19 protein-coding genes are annotated in these 19870 nt (G+C 68.0%); 10 read left to right on the forward strand and 9 right to left on the reverse strand.

Annotated elements, in window-relative coordinates; all coding sequences use genetic code 11:
- Positions 1 to 72 precede the first annotated feature (72 nt).
- A complete protein-coding gene (locus tag ACP15I_RS16915; protein ID WP_424965475.1) occupies positions 73 to 291 on the reverse strand; it encodes a YdcH family protein in 219 nt (72 codons plus the stop codon).
- A 179-nt stretch (positions 292 to 470) separates the two neighbouring features.
- On the opposite strand from ACP15I_RS16915, the gene ACP15I_RS16920 reads away from it, so the two are divergent.
- Positions 471 to 914, forward strand: a complete 444-nt coding sequence (locus tag ACP15I_RS16920; RefSeq protein WP_424975984.1) for an Hsp20 family protein — start codon at positions 471 to 473, stop codon at positions 912 to 914.
- Positions 911 to 1138 carry a DUF1150 family protein gene (locus ACP15I_RS16925; RefSeq protein WP_424965477.1) on the forward strand — a complete coding sequence of 76 codons (228 nt, stop codon included), beginning with the start codon at positions 911 to 913 and terminating at the stop codon, positions 1136 to 1138. Before ACP15I_RS16920 ends, ACP15I_RS16925 begins: the two co-directional genes overlap by 4 nt.
- A 21-nt stretch (positions 1139 to 1159) precedes the next feature.
- Here ACP15I_RS16925 and ACP15I_RS16930 read toward each other — a convergent pair whose 3' ends face one another.
- Positions 1160 to 2071 carry an FAD:protein FMN transferase gene (locus tag ACP15I_RS16930; protein WP_424975985.1) on the reverse strand — a complete coding sequence of 304 codons (912 nt, stop codon included), beginning with the start codon at positions 2069 to 2071 and terminating at the stop codon, positions 1160 to 1162.
- On the reverse strand, positions 2068 to 4158 hold the full coding sequence (locus ACP15I_RS16935; RefSeq protein ID WP_424975986.1) for a 4Fe-4S binding protein: 2091 nt from the start codon (positions 4156 to 4158) through the stop codon (positions 2068 to 2070). The genes ACP15I_RS16930 and ACP15I_RS16935 overlap by 4 nt, the downstream gene beginning before the upstream one ends.
- A gap of 124 nt (positions 4159 to 4282) precedes the next feature.
- Here ACP15I_RS16935 and ACP15I_RS16940 point away from each other — a divergent pair, with 124 nt between their 5' ends.
- Positions 4283 to 5050, forward strand: a complete 768-nt coding sequence (locus ACP15I_RS16940) for an ABC transporter permease (RefSeq protein ID WP_424966019.1) — start codon at positions 4283 to 4285, stop codon at positions 5048 to 5050.
- Here ACP15I_RS16940 and ACP15I_RS16945 read toward each other — a convergent pair.
- Genes ACP15I_RS16945 through ACP15I_RS16970 form a run of 6 tightly spaced genes read right to left on the reverse strand, consistent with a single transcriptional unit; the run spans position 5047 to position 12247 of the window.
- Positions 5047 to 6414: an FAD-dependent oxidoreductase gene (locus tag ACP15I_RS16945; RefSeq protein WP_424975987.1), complete on the reverse strand. Its 1368-nt coding sequence runs from the start codon at positions 6412 to 6414 to the stop codon at positions 5047 to 5049. The genes ACP15I_RS16940 and ACP15I_RS16945 overlap by 4 nt on opposite strands.
- On the reverse strand, positions 6411 to 7277 hold the full coding sequence (locus tag ACP15I_RS16950; RefSeq protein WP_424975988.1) for an isocitrate lyase/PEP mutase family protein: 867 nt from the start codon (positions 7275 to 7277) through the stop codon (positions 6411 to 6413). The genes ACP15I_RS16945 and ACP15I_RS16950 overlap by 4 nt, the downstream gene beginning before the upstream one ends.
- Entirely contained in the window at positions 7274 to 7885 is a 612-nt protein-coding gene (locus ACP15I_RS16955) for a cysteine hydrolase family protein (RefSeq protein WP_424975990.1), read from the reverse strand. The genes ACP15I_RS16950 and ACP15I_RS16955 overlap by 4 nt, the downstream gene beginning before the upstream one ends.
- Entirely contained in the window at positions 7885 to 9960 is a 2076-nt protein-coding gene (locus ACP15I_RS16960; protein ID WP_424975991.1) for a hydantoinase/oxoprolinase family protein, read from the reverse strand. The genes ACP15I_RS16955 and ACP15I_RS16960 overlap by 1 nt, the downstream gene beginning before the upstream one ends.
- Positions 9957 to 11663 carry a hydantoinase B/oxoprolinase family protein gene (locus ACP15I_RS16965; protein ID WP_424975992.1) on the reverse strand — a complete coding sequence of 569 codons (1707 nt, stop codon included), beginning with the start codon at positions 11661 to 11663 and terminating at the stop codon, positions 9957 to 9959. Before ACP15I_RS16965 ends, ACP15I_RS16960 begins: the two co-directional genes overlap by 4 nt.
- Complete coding sequence (locus tag ACP15I_RS16970) at positions 11660 to 12247, reverse strand: nuclear transport factor 2 family protein (RefSeq protein ID WP_424975993.1); 588 nt, start codon at positions 12245 to 12247, stop codon at positions 11660 to 11662. The genes ACP15I_RS16965 and ACP15I_RS16970 overlap by 4 nt, the downstream gene beginning before the upstream one ends.
- Before the next feature lie 166 nt (positions 12248 to 12413).
- Here ACP15I_RS16970 and ACP15I_RS16975 point away from each other — a divergent pair, with 166 nt between their 5' ends.
- The 7 genes from ACP15I_RS16975 to ACP15I_RS17005 all read left to right on the forward strand — a co-directional run bounded on the left by ACP15I_RS16975 (position 12414) and on the right by ACP15I_RS17005 (position 19840).
- The gene (locus tag ACP15I_RS16975) at positions 12414 to 13226 is read left to right on the forward strand and encodes a GntR family transcriptional regulator (protein WP_424965486.1); all 813 of its coding nucleotides are present in this window, start codon (positions 12414 to 12416) and stop codon (positions 13224 to 13226) included.
- Positions 13223 to 14620: a 3-isopropylmalate dehydratase large subunit gene (leuC, locus tag ACP15I_RS16980; RefSeq protein ID WP_424975994.1), complete on the forward strand. Its 1398-nt coding sequence runs from the start codon at positions 13223 to 13225 to the stop codon at positions 14618 to 14620. The genes ACP15I_RS16975 and leuC overlap by 4 nt, the downstream gene beginning before the upstream one ends.
- Positions 14617 to 15270 (forward strand): 3-isopropylmalate dehydratase small subunit, encoded by a 654-nt coding sequence (gene leuD, locus ACP15I_RS16985; protein WP_424975995.1) that lies wholly within the window; start codon positions 14617 to 14619, stop codon positions 15268 to 15270. Before leuC ends, leuD begins: the two co-directional genes overlap by 4 nt.
- A 93-nt stretch (positions 15271 to 15363) precedes the next feature.
- On the forward strand, positions 15364 to 16374 hold the full coding sequence (gene dctP, locus ACP15I_RS16990; protein ID WP_424965489.1) for a TRAP transporter substrate-binding protein DctP: 1011 nt from the start codon (positions 15364 to 15366) through the stop codon (positions 16372 to 16374).
- A 53-nt stretch (positions 16375 to 16427) separates the two neighbouring features.
- Positions 16428 to 16934 carry a TRAP transporter small permease gene (locus ACP15I_RS16995; RefSeq protein WP_424965490.1) on the forward strand — a complete coding sequence of 169 codons (507 nt, stop codon included), beginning with the start codon at positions 16428 to 16430 and terminating at the stop codon, positions 16932 to 16934.
- Positions 16935 to 16946: 12 nt separating this feature from the next.
- Positions 16947 to 18260: a TRAP transporter large permease gene (locus tag ACP15I_RS17000; protein WP_424965491.1), complete on the forward strand. Its 1314-nt coding sequence runs from the start codon at positions 16947 to 16949 to the stop codon at positions 18258 to 18260.
- 62 nt (positions 18261 to 18322) lie between these two features.
- The gene (locus tag ACP15I_RS17005) at positions 18323 to 19840 is read left to right on the forward strand and encodes an AMP-binding protein (protein ID WP_424975996.1); all 1518 of its coding nucleotides are present in this window, start codon (positions 18323 to 18325) and stop codon (positions 19838 to 19840) included.
- The last annotated feature ends 30 nt before the right edge of the window (positions 19841 to 19870 follow it).

Here is a 19870-nt window from a genome sequence, read left to right on the forward strand (position 1 = left end):
CGTCTCTTGGGGAAGCGGCACTATAGCCAAGCGCCGGGGCTTGGCAACGCGCCGCCGGGGCCGCTCGGGGCCTTATGCAATGATATCCGGGGTGAGCTGGTCTTCGATCCGGGTGATCTGGTCCTTCAGGGCCAGTTTCTTCTTCTTGAGACGCTTGAGGGTCAGCTGATCGGGCGCCGGGCGCTCGGCCAGGGCCTGGATCGCCTCGTCGAGATCCCGGTGCTCGCAGCGCAGCACCTCCAGCTCGACCTTGAGCACCTCTTCACGGCTCATTTCACCGGTGCCATGCATACCCGTCACTCCAACTCACTTGGCCCCGGTGTAAAGGGATTCCCCCAATCGTGAAAGGCCTTTGGCCGCAGGCAGGCCCCGAACACTTGTCGCACGGCCCCGCGCCACCCATATTTCAATCAAGTGCCGGTCGCCAGAAGGGGCCGCGCGCGGAACGTCGCTTTTCGAAGGACAGCACGATGACGAAGATGACCCTGGGTGCCCACCCGTTCCTGCTCGGCTTTGATCAGCTCGAGCGGCTCGTGGAACGGACGGCCAAATCCGGCAATGACGGCTACCCGCCCTATAATATCGAACAATCCTCCGAGAACCGCTATCGCATCACCCTTGCGCTGGCCGGGTTCGAGGAAGAGGACCTTTCCATCACGGTCGAGGATCGCCAGCTCGTGATCCGCGGGCGCCAGCGCGATGACAGCGAAGGCCGGATCTTTCTCCATCGCGGGATCGCCACGCGGCAGTTCCAGCGCAGCTTCGTGCTTGCCGATGGGGTGGATGTGAATGGCGCGACCATGGAAAACGGCCTGCTCCATGTGGATCTCAAGCGCGACGTGCCCGATTCCGTGGTCCAGACGATCCAGATCACGCCCGCCAAAACCAGCCACAAGAAGGACCGCAGCGAATGACCCATGATTTCGACGACGTGACCCAGAATGGCCAGCCCATCGTCTATGTCCGCCCCGTGGATATGGCCGAGCTTCCGGCGGATGTGCAGGCCCAGCTCGAGGATGCCTCCGAGCTGTTTGCCGTCCATTCCGATACGGGCGAGCGCCTCGCGCTGGTGACCGACCGGGATACGGCCTTCGTGCTGGCCCGCCAGAACGAGATGTCGCCGGTCCATGTCCACTGACCGGGGCTGACGCCTCCGCGCCTAGAGCGTGACGAGATCACCCTCGAAATCCACGAGGGTGATCCGCTCCACCCCCGAGACACGCGCCTTGATGCGCGAGGCGGCCTTACGATCGGCCAGACACAGCGCGGTCGAGAGCGCATCGGCCACTGCCGCGGTCCCGGCCTCCACCGAGACGGTGGACCATTGCGGCCCCGTGGCGCCAAGCGGGTCGAGGATATGGGGCGCGCCCCGCGCCAGATGCAGGGCGCGCGGGCTTGAGGTGGCGATGGCCCCGCTGCGCAGCACCCGCGTCCCCAGCAGGCCCTGATCCGGGTCCTGCAGCCCGATCCGCCACGGACCGCCCGTGCCGCGAAACTCTCCGATATTGACCAGAAGATCGCCGAAACCATGGGCGCTCAGCGTGTCCGAGACGAGATCCGTGGCATAGCCCTGAGCAATCCCGTTGAAGCTCAGCGCCTGACCCGGGGCCAGCCGCAGCGCCCCGTCTTGCCAGCGCACCCGGTCCCAGCCGACGCGCGCCCGGGCTGCACGGGCATCGCCGCCCCGAGCCAGCGCGGACCAGAGAGGCTGGATGCTCGGGTCGAACCGCCCCTCGGTCGCATCATGCATCTGATCCGCGAGATCCACGAGCTCGGTGAAGCGTGGATCGGGTCGGGCCAGATGCCCCGCCGCGTTGAGTCGTGAGAGCGCCGAGCCCGGATCATAGAGGTTGAAGAGCCGCTCGACCGCGCGCAGATCCGCCAGCGCCGCATCCAGCGCAGGCTGCGCCCGCTGCGGCGGCGCGCGCAGGGTGATCTTGCAGGCCGCGCCCAGGGCCTGCCCCTCCCAATGGGTGAAGCCCGCCCCGGCCCGCGCGCGCGCGGCCCCAAAGGCCCCAAGCCCCAGCGCCCCGGCGGAAATGGTCAGGAAACGGCGACGGCTCAGGGTCATTTCGCGGCCACTCCGTAACTGCGCTCCTCGCGGCGGGCGGCCAGGATCAGGGGCACGCATTGGCTTGGGCTGTCATGGATGGTCACGCAGTCGAGGCACTGGAAGCACTCGGAATAGGCGACCTTGCCCGAGGGCTCGATCGCGCCGTATTTGCATTTCACCTTGCACAGCTGACAGGGAGAGCCGCAGGCCTCGCGCCGCGCGATCCAGTCCCGCCCGCGGATCAGCCCGCCAATGGCCATGACCGCCCCCAGCGGGCAGACATAGCGGCAGAACCCCTTGAACAGTACCATGCCCAGCACGAGCCAGAGCGCGGCATAGGCCACATAGTACCATTCGCGGATGAAAAAGACGGTGATCGCGGTCTTGAAGGGTTCGATCTCGGCCACGGTGTCGATCTGTGTCGGCGCGATGAAGACGGTCGCGACCAACCCGGCCAGCAGGATGTATTTCACGCTCTTGAGCCGTTTGTCCCAGACCGCCGAGGGCTCGATCTGCGGCAGGCGCAGCAGGCGGCCCAGATGGTGGGCGAATTCCTGCAACGCGCCAAAGGGGCAGAGCCAGCCGCAAAAAAGCCCCCGCCCCCAGGCGACAAAGCCGAGGATCGCGACCGCCCAGATCATCAGCGAGAATGGATCATAGAGCAGATAGGCGAAGCTCGCCCCCTCCCACGCGGTGCGCAGGGTTGCGAGCACCGTCACGATCGACAGCTGCCCTTGTCCCCACCAGCCGATGAACCCCGTCACCACCGCGAGGATCCCGAGCCGCACCGGCGTGAACTCCGCCAGCCCTGCGAGCCAGTTCATCCGCGCCGCCAAAAGGGCCACAAGCCCGGTCAGGAAGACCGCCAGCAGGATCAGGTCGCTCTGCCGGTTCAGCAAGGCCTCCTGCCAGGGGGCGAGCGGGGTCGTGATCTCGGGGCGCAGGAAGAAACGCGGGTCCGAGGCATAGGTCGTGGTCAGGGTGACGCTGCCGATCTGGGGCTGCAGCATCCCGTGGCTGCGCACCGCCTCGACCCCGAGGGTCCAGTCCCGGGTCGGATCAAAGCCCAGCCGCCGGTCCGTCCGCAGCACCATCGCGACCCCGTCCTGCAGCGCCTCGGGCAGGTCCGGATGCAGCTCGACGAAGATATCGCTGTCGCGCAGGGCCACCGGCAGCCCGTCCTGGGTGATCGACAGCCAGGCCGGGGAGGTGTTGCGCACGAAATCGGGTGAAACCAGCCCGTGCCGCGCGGTCTCGATCACGAGGATCGGCTCATCCGAGCCCGAGATTTCGAGGAAATCCTGCAGCTCGGCGAAGCCATCCTCCGACAGCAGCGCGCGCGCCACCGCAGGCGGGCCGAGATCCGCGATCCAGAGGTCGAGAAAAGGCGCGTCGGGGTTCTCCAGCGCCTCGGGATCGTCGTCTTCCCAGAGGGTGCCTGCAAACTGCGCCTGAACGTCGGCGTTGCGGACGGTCGTGCGGCGGATCAGCCCCTCTGCCTGCAGGCTTGCGAAATCCAGGTCCTCCTGATGGTCGGGGTCGGGATAGGCGGGCGGGCCCGTGGCCACGCCCTGCATCTTCTCGCGGGCGACTTGCAGCGTAGCGGCGAGGATTGACTCGTGCGCGATCCGCACGCTGGCCGTGGCCTTGGTCACCCCGTCGAGATAGACAAGCCCGCCCCCGGCGCCGCCGCCGCCATAGGGCGTGCCGACCACGAGGCTGTCCGAGATCGAATGCCCGCGATACTGCTCGAAGAATTTGTGGAACGCCGCCTCACCGAGCCCCGAGACAAAGATCGGCTCGTTATGGGACACCAGCAGCACATGCTCGAACCGCCCCTCGAGATCGAGGAGCACCAGCAGGTTGATCGCGCTGCCGGAAAAGCCGGGCAGGGGGGCCATGGGCTCGGTCTCGAAGGCATAGCCTGCCAGCGCGCCCCCGGCATTCAGAAGCGACCAGACCCCCTTGTCGTTCAGGGGCTCGCCCAGGGTGAAGGGCGGCAGGATGCGCGCAGCCATGGCGTCCCGATCCAGGGGCTCGGCCCGCGCGGGGGCGCTGGTCACCAGAAGGCACAGCAGCAGGATGCGGAGGATGAGGGCGCGCATCCCCGGACACTAGGCGCGGGCTCCGATGCCGCGAATTGGACCAAGGTCGCAAAACCCCGTGTCTCACAACAGGTTGATGAGGCTTTGCCTGAGACCGCGAACCTGCCAGAGTTGCGCCATGGACATGCAGGCTGGCCTCACCAAGTTCCGCACCACGCTCCTGTCGCTGATCGCGCTCGGGGTGGCGTGGCAATTGGGGGCGCTGGCGCTGGCCGACCCGGCGGTGTTGCCCTCGCCCCTGACCGTGTGGAGGATCATCGCGGCCGAATGGGCCTCGGGCGAGCTGGCCTTTCATACCAGCCAGACCCTGATCCGCGTGGCGGCGGCCTTTGGGCTGGCCATGGGGCTCGGCTCGGTGATCGGGGTGGTGCTGGGCAAGCTGCCCTGGCTCGACCGCTGGCTCGACCCTTGGGTGGTGTTCTTTCTGAACCTGCCTGCGCTGGTGGTGATCGTGCTTTGCTATCTCTGGATCGGTCTGAACGAGACCGCCGCCATCGTTGCCGTCGCCCTGAACAAGACCGCCATGGTGATCGTGACCATGCGCGAGGGCGTGCGCGCGCTCGATCCCAATGTGGCCGAGATGGCGCGGGTCTATCGCTTTTCGGCCTGGGGGCGGATGCGCCACGTGCTGATCCCGCAGCTCGCGCCCTTCATCTCGACCGCCGTGCGCAACGGGCTCGCCGTGATCTGGAAGATCGTGCTGGTGGTGGAGTTTCTGGGCCGCTCCAACGGGGTGGGCTTTCAGATCCACCTCTATTTCCAGCTCTTCGAGACCGGCTATGTGCTGGCCTATGCCCTGAGCTTCGTGGCGATCATGCTGGCGCTGGAATACGCGCTCGTGCAGCCCTGGGAGGCGCGCGCCCGCCGCTGGCGCCGGGTGGCCACGCCCTAGGCTGCGCCGGCCAGACGGCCCAGAACCACCGCGCTGAGCAGGCCATTGCCCGACAGATACCCCGCATCGCCCGAGCCCGAGACCCCGCAAGCCGCCCCGCCCACGGCATAGAGGTTGGGCAGCACGCCGCCCGCCGCCCGCTTGACCTGCCCGTCCGGGGTGATGTCGAGCCCGCCCTGCGTGTGAAACAGCGCGCCCGTGACCCGCACCCCGTGATAGGGCGGGCGCAGCCGCTTGGTGGGGTCGAAGATCCGGCCAAAGCTGCAGGCCTTCATGCTCTCAAGCCGCAGCATGGTCTCGACCAGCGCCGGTCCCGGCAAGCCCAGCCGCGCGGCCAGGGCCTCGGGCGTGTCGGCGGTGACGATGGCCCCGGCGGTCTCGGCGGCGCGGAAATCCTCGAACTGGCGGGCGATGCTGGCGATCCGGCTGTCGAAAATGGCATAGGCCTCGCCGCCGGGCTGGCGCAGCACCTCGCGGGCGGCCTCCGAATAGCCCTGGCTTTCGTTCCAGAACCGTTTGCCCTCGCGATTGACCTGGATCCCGCCCTCGGCCATCACCGCCCAGGTCACAAGGATCCCGTGGGGATGGGCGACATTGCCATGGCCCTGAAACGCGTCGAGATGCCGGGTCGCCGCCCCGAGACCCGCGCCCCAGACCAGCGCGTCCCCCTGATTGCCGTCATGCCCGAAATAGAGCGCCTCGCGGATCTCGGGGGTCTGCGCGGCCACCATCTCGGGATTGCCGCCAAACCCGTTGCAGGCCAAGATCAGCCGGTCGCAGCCGACCCGGTCGCTGCTCCCGTCCGGGCGGCGATAGGCGACCCCGGTGACGCGCCCGCCGGTCTCGGCAAAGAGTGTTGTGACCTGCGCGCCGGTCAGGGTCTCGATCTCGGGCACGGCGGCGCAGGCCTCGCGCAGGCGGTCCACCAGCTCCTGACCCGCGCGGCTTGGCAGCCCGTGCATCCGGCGCGCGGAATGGCCGGGATAGTCGAAATCAGTGACCACCGAGAAGGGCATGCCATGGGTCTCGGTCAGCCATTCGATGGTCGGCCCCGATTGCACGCAGAGCTGCTGGACCACGGCGCCATCGGCCTCGCCGCGCGCCTTGGTCTGGATGTCGGTGGCAAAGGCGCTGGGGCTGTCCCGGATCCCGGCCGCAGCCTGCATCGAGGTGCCCGCCGCCGGGATCAGCCCCGCCGACAGCGCCGTGGAGCCCGCCTGCACCGCGTCCCGCTCAAGGATCAGACAGCTCCGCCCCTTCTCCGCGCTGGTCAGGGCGGCGACCATGCCACCGGCACCGCCGCCCACGATGACCGTGTCGAACTGCAGGGGAAATCCATCCTCGGGCGGGGGCATCACGCTCATGACGGGTCCCCCTCATAGGTCTTGCCCGCGGCGAGGATCTCGGCCGTGCCGAGCCGGGCGTTCAGCGCGCGGAAATCGAACATCCGCTCCTGAAAGGCCGCGTTGGAGCCCGTGGCGGCGAGGTTGCGGTAATAGGCCTCCGCCGTATGGGCGAGGGCCCGGACGATGCCGCCGGGGAAGATGACGACCCCGAAGCCCAGTGTTTCCAGCTCGGTCGCGGATTTCAGGGGGGTGTCCCCGCCCTCGACCATATTGGCCAGCAGCGGCACGCGCCCGGCAAAGCGTCCGGCAATCGCCGTCATATGGGTGTCCGAGCGCGGCGCCTCGATGAAGAGCACATCCGCCCCGGCCTCCAGATAGGCCTCCGCCCGGTCGAGCGCGGCCTCCAGCCCCTCGACCGCGATGGCATCCGTGCGCGCCACGATCAGCGTTTCGTCCGACAGGCGCGCATCTGCCATGGCCCGCACCTTGCCCGCCATTTCCGCCACCGGCACGAGCACCTTGTCCGCCAGATGCCCGCAGCGCTTGGGATAGGTCTGATCCTCGATCTGCAATGCGCTCGCCCCGGCCCGCTCATAGAGCCGCATGGTGCGCTGGGCGTTCAGCGCGTTGCCAAAGCCCGTATCCGCATCGATGATCACCGGGATGTCCACCCGGTCCCGGACCAGCGCCATGGTCGAGGCCATCTCGGTCACCGAAGTCAGGCCGATATCGGGGCGCCCGAGCCGGGTATAGGACACCGCCGCCCCCGAAAGGTAGAGCGCCTCGAACCCGGCCTCGGCAGCCAACGCCGCCGTCAGGGCGTCATAGACCCCCGGCGCCACGAGGATCGACGGATCGGCAAGGCGCGCGCGCAGGCTCATAGCAGCGCCTCCACATCTGCGCAGCTGGCGATATGCGTGACCGTGCCCAGAGAGGTGAGCGTGGCCGCATGGACCGCCGGGTCGAAGGCCGCGCAGCCATCCGACAGCAGAACCGTGTCGAGATTGCGCAGATGCGCGTCCCGCACGGTGGACGCCACGCCGCCGTTTGTGACGATCCCGCCGATGATCAGCCGGTCGATCTCAAGCGCGCGGAGGATGTATTCCAGCCGGGTCTGGTAGAGCGCGGAATAGGCCACCTTCTCGATGGTGAAATCGGCGGGCGCGAGCGTGTCGACCAGCCCGTGCCCCCAGGCGCCGGGGCAGAAATCCCCGCGTCCGAGAAAGGGGCGCAGCGCCTTGAGATGGGGCGCGATCAGGGGTTCTCCATCGCGCCCGGGCACCAGCGTGAACTGGGCCGAGATATAGATCCCCCCGGCGGCGCAGAGCTTGTCGCGCAGCGGGGCGATCCGCGCCGGCAGGGCCGTGAGCGCCTCGCCGGTCTGGCCCGCGCGGCCATAGGCCCCCTCCGGGTGCAGGAAATCGTTCTGCAGATCGATGGTCAGCAACGCCGTGCGCTGCGGGGTCAGGGTCGTAAGAGGCTGGGCCATCAGGATCTCCCTTCGCGTTGGGTGATCGACAGGATGAGATTGCCATAGGGGTCGACGCGCCCCTCAAAGCCCGGCTCGATCAGGATTGTGGTGTCGGGTTGTTCGAGAATGGCGGGGCCATGGATCACGCTGCCCACGGGCAGGGCGAGCCGGTGATAGAGTGCTGTGTCCTGCCAGCCTGCGCCGAAATGCACCGGACGGCTGCCATGGCGCGCGGCCTCGGCGGGGGTGCCATCCTCGGGGGCGATGGTCTCGAGGTTGAATTTCGGGCGCTGCCCGGTGACGGAGCTGCGCAGGTTCAGCACGCGCCGCTGCCCGCCCTCCAGCAACCGCCCGAAGGCCGCGCGATAGGTGGCATCGAAGGCCGTGGCGATGGCCTCGGCATCCGGGGGCGTGATCGCCCCCGCGTCTTGCGCAGGCAGGGGCACGGGCACGGCAACCGTATGGGTCTGGCCGAGATAGGCCATGTCGAAACTGACCTCCACCACCCGGGCGGCAAAGGGGCTGCGCGCGGCGTCCAGCGTCGCATGCCCCGCCGTCACATGGTCGGTCAGGATCGGGGCCAGGATCTCGGGCGTCAGATCCCCGAGCATCATGTTCAGGGTCTGCACGAAATCCTGCCGCATATCCGCGATCACGCAGCCCATGGCCGAGGTCACCCCCGGGTAGCGCGGGATGATCGCCCGGGCGAGCCCCACCTCGCGCAGCATCGCCCCCGCATGGAGCGCGCCGCCCCCACCAAAGGGCATGAAGGCAAACCCCTTGGGGTCATGCCCGCGCTCGATGCTCACCAGCCGGATCGCCCCCGCCATCCGGGCATTCGCCACGGTCAGGATCGCCTCCGCCGCCGCCAGATCATCGAGACCCAAAGGCGCGCCCACATGGGTCGCGATGGCCTTGCGCGCGGCATCCACATCCAGCCGGTCGAGGCTGCCGCCAATGGGATTGTCCGGATCGATCCGCCCCAGCACCACATTGGCATCCGTCACCGTGGGCCGCGTGTTGCCCTGACCATAGGCCACGGGACCGGGGGTCGACCCCGCGCTCTCGGGCCCGATCTGCAACAATCCGCCCTTTTCCACCCAGGCGATTGACCCGCCCCCCGCGCCGATAGTGGCGATCTCGATCATCGGCGTGCGGATCACCATGCCGAAATCGATCGCCGTCTGCGGGCTGAGCGCGGGGCTGCCGCCGGTCACCAGCGACACATCGAAACTCGTGCCGCCCATATCCCCGGTGATCACGTCCGGATAGCCCGCCGTCTCGGCGATATAGGCCGCCGCCGTCACCCCCGCCGCAGGCCCCGACAGGGCCGTGCGCACGGGCCGCGCGCAGGCGGTCTCGACGCTCATGACGCCGCCATTGGATTGCACGATCAGGAACTCGCCGCCGAACCCGCCGCGCTCCAGAGCCGCTTCGAGCCGGTCGAGATAGCCCGCCACCTCGGGCTGCAGATAGGCATTCAGGGCGGTGGTCGAGAACCGCTCGAACTCGCGGATCTCGGGCAGGATCTCGGACGACCCGCTCACATGGGGCGTGGGCCAGACCGCCCGCACCGCCGCCAGGGCCGCGGCCTCGTTGGCCGGGTTCGCATAGCTATTCACAAACAGCACCGCGATGGCCGCGCAGCCCTCGGCCAGCAGGCTCTCGGCGGCCTCCCGGACCGCGTCCAGATCGACCTGCGTGTGCAGCGTCCCGTCGGCGAGCACGCGCTCGGGCACCTCCCGGCGCAGATCCCGGGGCACGACCGGGTGAAACTCGCCGCGCAGCCCCCAGGTGTCGCGCCGGTCCCGGCGCCGCATCTCCAGAACATCGCGGAACCCTTGGGTGGTGATCACCCCGGTCCTGGCCCCCTTGCGCTCCAGCAGGGCGTTGGTCCCGGCGGTGGTGCCATGGACCACCGCACCGATCGCGCCCAGATCGGGCACATGCACGCCGATCCCGTCCAGAAACCCCGCCGACTGGTCCGGGCGCGAGGTCGGCACCTTGGCGACCCGAGCGCGGCCCGTCGCCTCGTCGAGCACGAAGACATCCGTGAAGGTCCCGCCCACATCGACGCCGATCAACACGCTCATGCTGTGACCTCCTGCCAGGCGGGGCCGTATTGGGCGGTGGCGGTCTCGGGGCTGAGATAGCCCAGCCGCACATCCCGGGCCACGACCTCGGGCGGGCGGGTCGCCGCCGCGCCGTAGCCGCCGCCACCGGGCGTGTCGAGCCGCACGCACTGGCCCTTGGTCAGGCGCATCCCCACCGCCTTGGAGGCGAGCGGCGGCCTGTGCCAGCCATCCGCCTGCTCATAGGTGAACCGGTTGAGCGCCCCGTCATCCCCGCCGGCCACGCCCTTGGGGGCAAAGCGCCCGCGCTCGCCGAACAAAAACGCTTCGGCTTCCTGCTCCAGCAGCTCGATCTCGTACGTCGCGCCCAGCCCGCCGCGATGGGCACCGGGTCCCGCACTGTCCGGGCGCAGGGCCCATTGGCGGAACATCACCGGATAGGCCGCCTCGAGGATCTCCGCAGGCGGGATTGTCGCGGTCGAGATCGGCGCGTTCCCGTGGTTGAGCCCGTCGCTCTCGGGGCTGCCCCCATGGCCGCCACCATAGAACGAGAACATCACCCAGCGCCCGCCATTGGCCCGCCGCCCGGCAATCGAGAGCGCGTTGATCGTGCCATAGGCATTGGCCACCACGCGGTCCGGAATGGCCTGCGCCGCGGCCGAGAAGATCACGTCGATCATCCGCAGGATGGTCTCGGTATAGCCACCCGTGGGGGCGGGAAACTCCGCCGAGAGGATCGAGCTCTCGGGCACGGTCACTGTGATCGGGCGCATCACACCCGCATTGGCGGGTAGGCTCGGGAAGATATGCTTCATCGCCACATAGGCCGTGGCAATCGTCGTCGGCAGGGCGATATTGACCGGCCCCTTCACCACCCCCGCGCTGCCGGTGAAATCGAGGCTCAGCCGGTCGCCCGACACCTCCAGCGCGACCTTGATGGCCAAAGGCTCCGGGTCGATCCCGTCATTGTCGAGGTAATCCACCGCCTCCCAGCGGCCATCTGGCAGGGCGCTGATCTCGGCCCGCATCAGGGCCTCTGCCCGGTCGGTCAGGGCCGTGAGCGCGCCTTGCACCGTCTCCACCCCGTAATCCGACAGGAGCGCGTCGAGCCGCTTGACCCCCAGATCCAGCGCGCCGAGCTGACCGTTCAGATCCCCCTGGGCCGAGGCCGGCAGGCGCGTGTTGCGCATCAGGATATCGACGATATCGGTCTGGAGCACGCCCGCGCGCACCAGCTTGACCGGTGGCAGGACAAACGCCTCCTGAAAGACCTCCGTCGCCGAGGGGTTGTAATTGCCCGGCACCGCGCCGCCCACATCATGCCAATGGCCGACCGAGGCGAGGAAACACAGCAGCGCGCCATCGCGAAAGACCGGGCGCACCAGCCGCATATCGCTCAGATGGGTGCCGCCAATATGGGCGTCGTTGAAGATATAGACATCGCCCTCGGCCAGATCGCCATCCCGGGCCGCCTTTTCGATCACCGCCTTGACCGCAAAGGCCATCACACCGACGAAGATCGGCAGGCCGGATTTGCCCTGCACCAGCGTGTCGCCGGTCTCGGCATGGTAGATTCCGTGGGAGGCGTCATGGGCCTCGGCAATGATCGGGTTGAAGGCGGCACGAAAGAGCGTCGCGTCCATCTCGTCGGCGATCTGCTCCATCCGCCCGGCCAGCACGGCGAGGGTGATCGGGTCGATTTCGGGGGTCGCCGGCGTGCTCATGACCGGACCTCGCTTCCCCGAACCTCGCCCCCGCGAACCTCGCCCATGTCGTTCCAGACCTCCTGCCGCCAGAGCTTGCCCGCGCGCAAGGTGAACCGGTCGACGAAGCGGATGCCGTCAAAGGGCGCGCCATCGGGCCACTCCCCGGCGAGGGTGCCCCGGCAAAAGACCACCGGATCGCCCTCGGTCATGGCCGTATCGAAGCCGGTATAGGTCTTGGCTACGCGGGCATAGCGCGGCTTGGACCAGGCGATGAGCGCGTCGAGCCGGGTCATGCGCACATTGCCGGGGAAGGTCATCTCGAACCCCTCGGCGAGGTAGCTGGCGGCGCGGTCCAGATCGCGCGCTTCCATGGCCCGCAGAAAGTCGCGCACGATTGTGACCGGGTCGGGCAGGGCAGGGGCCGGGGTCCGGGGCTGGCCGCCGCGCATGTAGCCTGCGGCGCTGATCTCGTGGGTGAGGACCGTCACCGCGTCGGGATCGGCCGGGATCACCCCGCGCACCGCATCGGTCAGAGCGCGCCCCAACCGGGTCTTTGTGTCGATGTCATAGCCCTCGATCAGGTGCAGTTCGATCACTGGCATCTGCTGTCGTCCCCCCGCTGCAGACCTGATCTCTCGGTGACCTGTCTGCTTTTTGATACAGGTGAAGCTATGGCGATAGACCAAAAAGGGTAGGGTTCGTGATCCAAAATCTTGCGCAGGCGGAGAACCGGACTAGGTCGCACCGGGGAAGAGAGGGCATCGCACCATGGATGGCGGCAGCGGCACACATCTGCCCGAGGGGGGCAAGGCACGGCGGGTCTACCTGCAGTTGCGCGACATGCTCGTGCAGGATGCCATGCGTCCCGGCGACCTCTTGCCGGGTGAGCAGAAGCTCGCGGCGCGTTTCGGGGTCAGCCGTGTCACGATCCGCCGCGCGCTCGAGGCGCTGGCCGAGGACGGGCTGATCGACAAGCGCGCGGGCGCGGGCAGCGTGGTCCGCGCACCGGGGGCGGCGGGCTCGGTCCTGACGGGCAACCTGGCCTCGCTCATGCCGCAACTGGTCGAGATGGGGCAGCGGACCGAGGCGCGCCTTCTGGCGTTTTCCTACGGCGCAGCACCGGGGGCGGTGGTCGAGGCGCTGGCGCTGGATCCGTCCGAGCAGGTGCAGACCGCCACCCGGGTCCGTCTGCTGGGCGGGGTGCCGTTCTCGCATCTCACCACCCATGTGCCCGCGCGGATCGCGACGAACTATTCCGAGGCGGATCTCGCCACCACGCCGCTCTTTCGCCTGCTGGAGCGCAGCGGGGTCCGCATCGCCTCGGCCCATCAATCGGTGACCGCGACCCTTGCGACGCCGGAAGTGGCGGATGCGCTGGACGTGGCCGTGGGCTCGGCCCTGACCGCGCTGACCCGGGTCGTCCATGATGTGGAAGGACAGGGGGTCGAGTATCTCTCGGCGCTCTACCGGCCGGATCTCTACCGGCTGGACATGACCCTCTGCCGGGTGGGCGCCGAGGACAACCGCCATTGGGAGCCGGTGCTGAGCGAGCCGCCCAACCCGACCGAGGGCGCCGCATGAGCGCCGCGCCGCAAACCCTGCTGGACAAGCTCTGGCGTGCCCATGAGGTGCTGCAGCGCGAGGATGGCACTTCGCTTTTGTGGGTGGATCGGCATCTGCTGCATGAGGGGTCGCACCACGCCTTTGCCAAGCTCGCCGCGCGCGGCCTGCCGGTGGCGGTGCCGGAGCAGAGCTTCGCCGTGGTCGATCACTATGCCCCCACGCGCAACCGCGCCGAGGGCGGGACCACGCCCGAGATCCGCAACATGATCGCCCGGCTGCGGGAGAATGCGGCGCGCCACGGGATCCGCCTGTTTGACCTGATGGACCCGGATCAGGGGATCGTCCATGTGATCGGGCCGGAACAGGGGCTGACCCTGCCGGGGCTGACGATCAATTGCGGCGACAGCCATACCTCGACCCATGGCGCGTTCGGCGCGCTGGCTTTCGGAATCGGCGCGACCGAGGTCGCCCATGTGCTGGCCACCCAGACCGTCTGGCAGGCCCGGCCCAGAACCCTGCGCCTGCGTTTCGACGGGGCGCTTGGGCCCGGCGTGGGGGCCAAGGACATGGCGCTCGCCTGGATCGCCCGGTTCGGGGCGGATGCCGCACGGGGCCACGCGATCGAGTATACCGGCGCGGCGGTGCGCGGCCTCTCGATGGAGGGGCGGATGACCCTGTGCAACCTGTCGATCGAGGGCGGGGCCAAGCTGGGCCTGATCGCGCCGGATGAGACGACCTTTGCCTATCTCGCGGGCCGACCCCATGCGCCGCAGGGCGCGGCCTGGGACCGGGCCTGCGCGGATTGGGCCAGTCTGCAGAGCGATCCGGAGGCGGCGTTCGACCGCGAAGAGAGCCTCGATTGCGCGCAGATCGCCCCGGTCGTAACCTGGGGCACCCGGCCCGATCAGGCGATCCCGGTGACCGGCCACCTTCCCCGCGGGGAAGGTTCAGAGGTTAATTCTGCATTAACTTACATGGGTTTAGAGGCGGGTCGCCCGATTGCGGGCGTGGCGGTGGACCAGGTCTTTATCGGGTCCTGCACCAATGGCCGGATCGAGGATCTGCGGGCGGCGGCGGCGGTGCTTGCGGGGCGCGCGGCCAAGGTGCCGGGGCAGGTCTCGCCCGGCTCGGCCCGGGTCAAGGCGCAGGCCGAGGCCGAGGGGCTCGACCGGATCTTCACCGAGGCCGGGCTCGACTGGACCGGGGCAGGCTGCGCCATGTGCGTTGGCATGAATGGCGATCTCGTCCCGCCGGGCGCGCGCTGCGCCTCGACCACGAACCGCAACTTCAAGGGCCGTCAGGGCCCCGGGGCGCGCACCCATCTGATGTCGCCGGCCATGGTGGCCGCCGCCGCCGTCACCGGAGAGATCACCGATGTGCGCCCCCTGCTTGCCGGGAGGGCAGTCGCATGAGCGCGCGCGGCTGGCAGCACCACGAGGGGTTGGCCGTGGGCCTGCCCATGGATGGTATCGACACGGACCAGATCATCCCGGCGCGCTTCATGGCGACGCCGCGGGATCAGGGCTATGGCCGGTTCCTGCTGCATGATCTGCGCTGTGACGCGCAGGGCGCGGCCCGTCCGGACTTCGCGCTGAACCGCGCCGGGAGCGCCGGGGCGAGCGTGCTGGTGGCGGGGCGGAATTTCGGCTGCGGCTCCTCGCGGGAGGCGGCGGTCTATGCCCTTGTGGATTACGGGATCCGGGTGGTCGTGGCCCCGAGCTTTGGCGATATCTTTGCGGCCAATGCGGTCAATAACGGCCTTTGCCCGGCGCAGGTCTGCGAGACGACGAGTGCCTCGATGCTCGACGCGCTGGCCGAAGCGCCGCGCCGGGTGAGCGTGGATCTGGAGAGTTGCGAGATCATCGGTCCGGCCTGCCGGATTCCCTTCGCGCTGGACCCGGTCTGGCGGCACAAGCTGATGGAAGGCTGGGACGATATCGATCTGACCCGGGCCTACAGCGCGGATATTGCCGCGTTTCGGGACCGGGATGCACAGGCGCGGCCCTGGGCGCGGCTGCGCCCGCCGGGGATCGTGCAAAGGACAAGAACAGACCGCGTCTGAGCGCGGCGGAGGGGCATCGGCATCGCCCCTGACAGGTGCCACAACAGGGAACTGGGTCGCCGCCGCGCGGTCCGAACATGAAGGAGCGAAGTGATGAAACATACGGTATTGGGCACCGTGCTGGCCGGGAGCCTTGGTCTGGGCGGAGCCGCATGGTCCATGGATACGCTGACCGCGGTGCATGCCTTTCCGACCACGCTGATCTACACCAAGAGCTTTCTCGAATTCGTCGACAAGGTGAATGCGGCGGGCGAGGGCGTCGTGCAGATCGAGGTCCGGGGCGGCCCCGAGGCGATCGGCATGTTCCAGCAGCCCGACGCGGTGCGCGACGGGATCGTGGACATGGTCTATACGCCCGGCTCTTTCTATGGCGGTGCGCTGCCGGAGAAGGACGCGATGGTGGCCTCGAACCTCACGGCGGTCGAGACGCGGATGAATGGCGGCACCGAGCTGATCGACCAGATCCATCAGGAGAAGATGGGGCTCAAGTATCTCGGCTGGTTCGACAGCGGGGTGAGCTACAACCTCTGGACCGTGGATGAGCCGCAGTTCGAGGATGACGGCGATCTGAGCGTGGCGGGCATCAAGCTGCGCGGCAATGCGGTCTACAACGCGTTCTTCACTGAGTATCTCGGCGCGCAGGTGATCGACCTGCCGACCACGGATGTCTATGCCGCGCTGGAGCGGGGCGTGGTGGATGCCACGGGCTGGACCCAGATCGGTCTGATCGACCTGAAATGGAACGAGTTCCTGAACTACCGGATCGAGCCGAGCTTCTTTTCGACGGATCTCGGGGTGATCGTGAATCTCGAAAAGTGGGAGAGCCTCAGCGAGGAGGCCCGCACCATCCTGCAGGATGTGGCCATCCAGCATGAGAAGGACAGTGTCGCCGCCCTGACGGCCAAGCGCGACGAGGATTTCAAGGCGCTGGAAGAGGGTGGCATGCAGGTTGTGAGCCTCGAGGGGGATGCCAAGGCGCGCTATCTCGCGGCGGCGCGCGAGAAGACCTGGGAGCGGATGAAGGGGCTGATGGCCGAGCATCCGTCCGGGGACGGCAATTACGACACGCTGATCTCGCTCTTCTACGATCAGGCGCAGGACTGATCTGAGACAGGCGCCGACGGGACAAGCCCGTCGGCGCGGACCCGTCCCGCCCCATGCGCGTTCTCAGGAAACTCTATGACGGATTGATCGTCGGGATGGCCGCCCTCGCCGGGCTCGGGCTTGTCTGGCTGATGGTCTCCGTGATCGTGTCGGTGGCCATGCGCAATGCGGGGCTGCAGCCCTTTGCCTGGCTGTTCACATCGGCCGAATACAGCCTGCTTTACCTCACCATGCTGGGCGCGCCCTGGCTCGTGCGCGAGAAGGGGCATGTGCATATCGAGCTGGTCACCGCCGCCCTGCCCGAGGGGCTGCGGCAGGTGGTGAGCCGGGCGGTTGCGCTTCTGTGTGTGCTGGTCTGCGTGATCCTCGCCTGGAAGGGTGTGGAGCTGTGCCTGCGCAATCTGGAGCGCAATGACTACGACGTCCGGGCCTATTTCTTTCCGCGCTGGATGCTGACGATTTCCTTCCCCATCGCCTTTGGCTTCATGGCGCTCGAGTTCAGCCGTTTCGTGGTCGGGCGCGAGATCCTGCATTCGGGCGAAGCGGGGATCCACGAGTGAGGGACGGGCCCGATGGAATGGTTTGAGGCGCTGGCCCTTCTGCTGGGCGCGATCGTGGCGCTCATGGCGCTGGGCATGCCCGTGGCGCTGGCCTTTCTGGCGGCGAATATCCTCGGGGCCTGGGTGTTCATGGGCGGTGACCGGGGGGTCGTGCAGCTGCTGAACAACGGGCTCGGCGCGCTGACGAAATTCGCGCTGGTGCCGATCCCGCTCTTTCTGCTGATGGGAGAGATCTTTTTCCACACCGGCCTTGGCGGACGGATGTTCAATGCCATCGACCGGCTGTTGGGGCGTCTGCCGGGGCGGTTGAGCTATGTCACCGTGCTGGGCGGGACCGGGTTTTCGACCCTGTCGGGCTCGTCGATGGGCTCCACCGCGCTGCTGGGCAGCCTGATGGTACCGGAGATGCAGGCGCGGGGCTACAAATCCCATATGAGCATCGGGCCGATCCTCGGCACGGGCGGGCTTGCGATCATCATTCCACCCTCGGCCCTCGCGGTTCTGCTGGCGACGCTGGCGCAGATCGATGTGGGCGCGTTGCTGATCGCGGGGGTGTTTCCGGGGCTGATCCTCGCCGGGTTCTACATCGCGACGATCTACATCCAGACCCGGCGCGACCCGAGTGCTGCCCCGGCCTATGACGTGACGCCGATCCCGGCGCTGGCCAAGCTCGGGCTGCTGGTCCGGGACGTGGTGCCCATGGTCGGGGTCATGGTGGTGATCGTCAGCATGATGATCTTCGGCATCGTCACCCCGTCGGAGGCGGCGGCCTTTGGCGCGCTGGGGGTGATTGTGCTGGCGGCCCTGTTTCGCTGCCTGACCTTCAAGGCCCTGAAGGCCTCGGTGGTGGGGGCGCTCAAGGTCACGCTCATGGCTTACATGATCGTTTTCGGCTCGGCGACCTTCAGCCAGCTTCTGGCCTTCTCCGGTGCCTCGCGCGGGTTGATCGGCTGGGCGACGGGGTTCGAGCTCGACCCGATCTGGATGCTGCTGGCGATGTTCGGGGTCCTGCTGGTGCTGGGCATGTTCATGGAGCAGATCTCGATCATGCTACTAACCGTGCCGATCTTCTTTCCGCTCGCGGACAGTCTCGGCTTTGATCTGGTGTGGTTCGGGCTGATCATGCTGCTGGCTCTGGAGATCAGCTTTACCACGCCGCCCTTCGGGCTGCTGCTCTTCGTGATGAAGGGGGTGGCCCCGCCGAGCACGACCATGCGCGAGATCTATCTGGCGGCGATCCCGTTCATCCTGTGCTCTCTGGCGGTGGTGGCGCTGCTGATCCTCTTCCCGCCGCTGGCCACATGGTTGCCCGGACGCGGCGGCTAGACAGCGGCGCACCGCGCGGACTAGCCTGCGCCGTTGATGTCGTATTTCGAGGACGTGATTTCATGAACTTCGCCCTTTGGCTGGCCCGGACGGCCACCCGCAGCCCGCAGGCTCCGGCCCTCTATACCGGCACCACGCTCGAGACCGATTACGCGGGGTTTGCGGACCAGGCGGCGCGGATCGGCGCGGCGCTGGCCGCCCGCGGGATCGGCAAGGGCGACCGGGTGGGGGTGTTCATGAAGAACTCCACCGACTATCTGCGCGTGCTCTACGGGATCTGGTGGAGCGGGGCCGCAGCGATCCCGATCAATTCCAAGCTTCATCCGCGCGAGGCGGAGTGGATCCTGTCCGACGCGCAGGCCGCTTTGTGCTTTGCCACGCCGGATCTGGCCGAGGGGCTGGCCGAGGTTGCGCCGGATTGCCCTTGCGTGATCAGTGGCACTGCCGATTTCGCCGCGATGCTCGCCACGTCTCCCATGGCCGAGCCGGTGGAGATGGCGCGTGAGGATCTCGCCTGGCTGTTCTACACCTCCGGCACCACGGGCAAGCCCAAGGGCGTGATGATGAGCACGGCCACCATCACCGCCATGACGCTCAGCTATTTCGTTGATGTGGACGAGGTCAGCGCCGAGGATGCGATCCTCTATGCCGCGCCCATGAGCCATGGGGCGGGGATCTATAACTTCATGCATGTGCTGCGCGGGGCCCGCCATGTGGTGCCCGAAAGCGGCGGGTTCGAGCCGGCGGAGATCTTTGCGCTGGCCGCCGAGATGCGCGCGATCAGCATGTTTGCCGCGCCCACCATGGTGCGCCGGATGATCGATGTGGCCAAGGCGACGGGCGCCACGGGGGACGGGATCAAGACCGTCGTCTATGCGGGCGGGCCGATGTACGTGGCCGATATCATGGAGGCGGTCGACGTTCTGGGCGACCGCTTCGTGCAGGTCTACGGGCAGGGCGAGTGCCCCATGGGGATCACCGCGCTCAGCCGGGCCGATGTCAGCGATCGCAGCCACCCGAACTGGCAGGCGCGGCTGGCCTCCGTGGGTACGGCCCAGACGATCAGCGAGGTCGCGATCCTCGACGAGAGCGGCGCGCCCGTGCCTGTGGGCGAGACCGGCGAGATTGCCGTGCGCGGTGCGGGGCTGATGCTGGGCTACTGGAAGCGGGCCGAGGCCACGGCAGAGACGATCCGCGACGGCTGGCTCTGGACCGGGGATATGGGGCGGCTCGACGAGGATGGCTATCTGACCATGGTGGATCGGTCCAAGGACATGATCATTTCAGGCGGCTCGAATGTCTATCCGCGCGAGGTTGAAGAGGTGCTTCTGACCCATGGCGGCGTCGCCGAGGTGTCGGTCGTGGGGCGGCCCCATCCGGAGTGGGGCGAGGAGGTTGTGGCCTTTGTCGTTCCCGCGCCGGGTGCCGCACTGGCCGAGGCCGAGCTCGACGCGCTCTGTCTCGATCAGATCGCGCGGTTCAAGCGGCCCAAGGCCTATATCGCCATCGCGGAGCTGCCGAAGAACAATTACGGCAAGGTCCTCAAGACCGATCTGCGGGCGCGGTTGGCGGCGGATTGACCGGTCGTGGCCCTGCGCCAGATCATCCCC

The organism is Dinoroseobacter sp. S124A, from assembly GCF_049801015.1.
Classification (GTDB): Bacteria; Pseudomonadota; Alphaproteobacteria; order Rhodobacterales; family Rhodobacteraceae; genus Dinoroseobacter.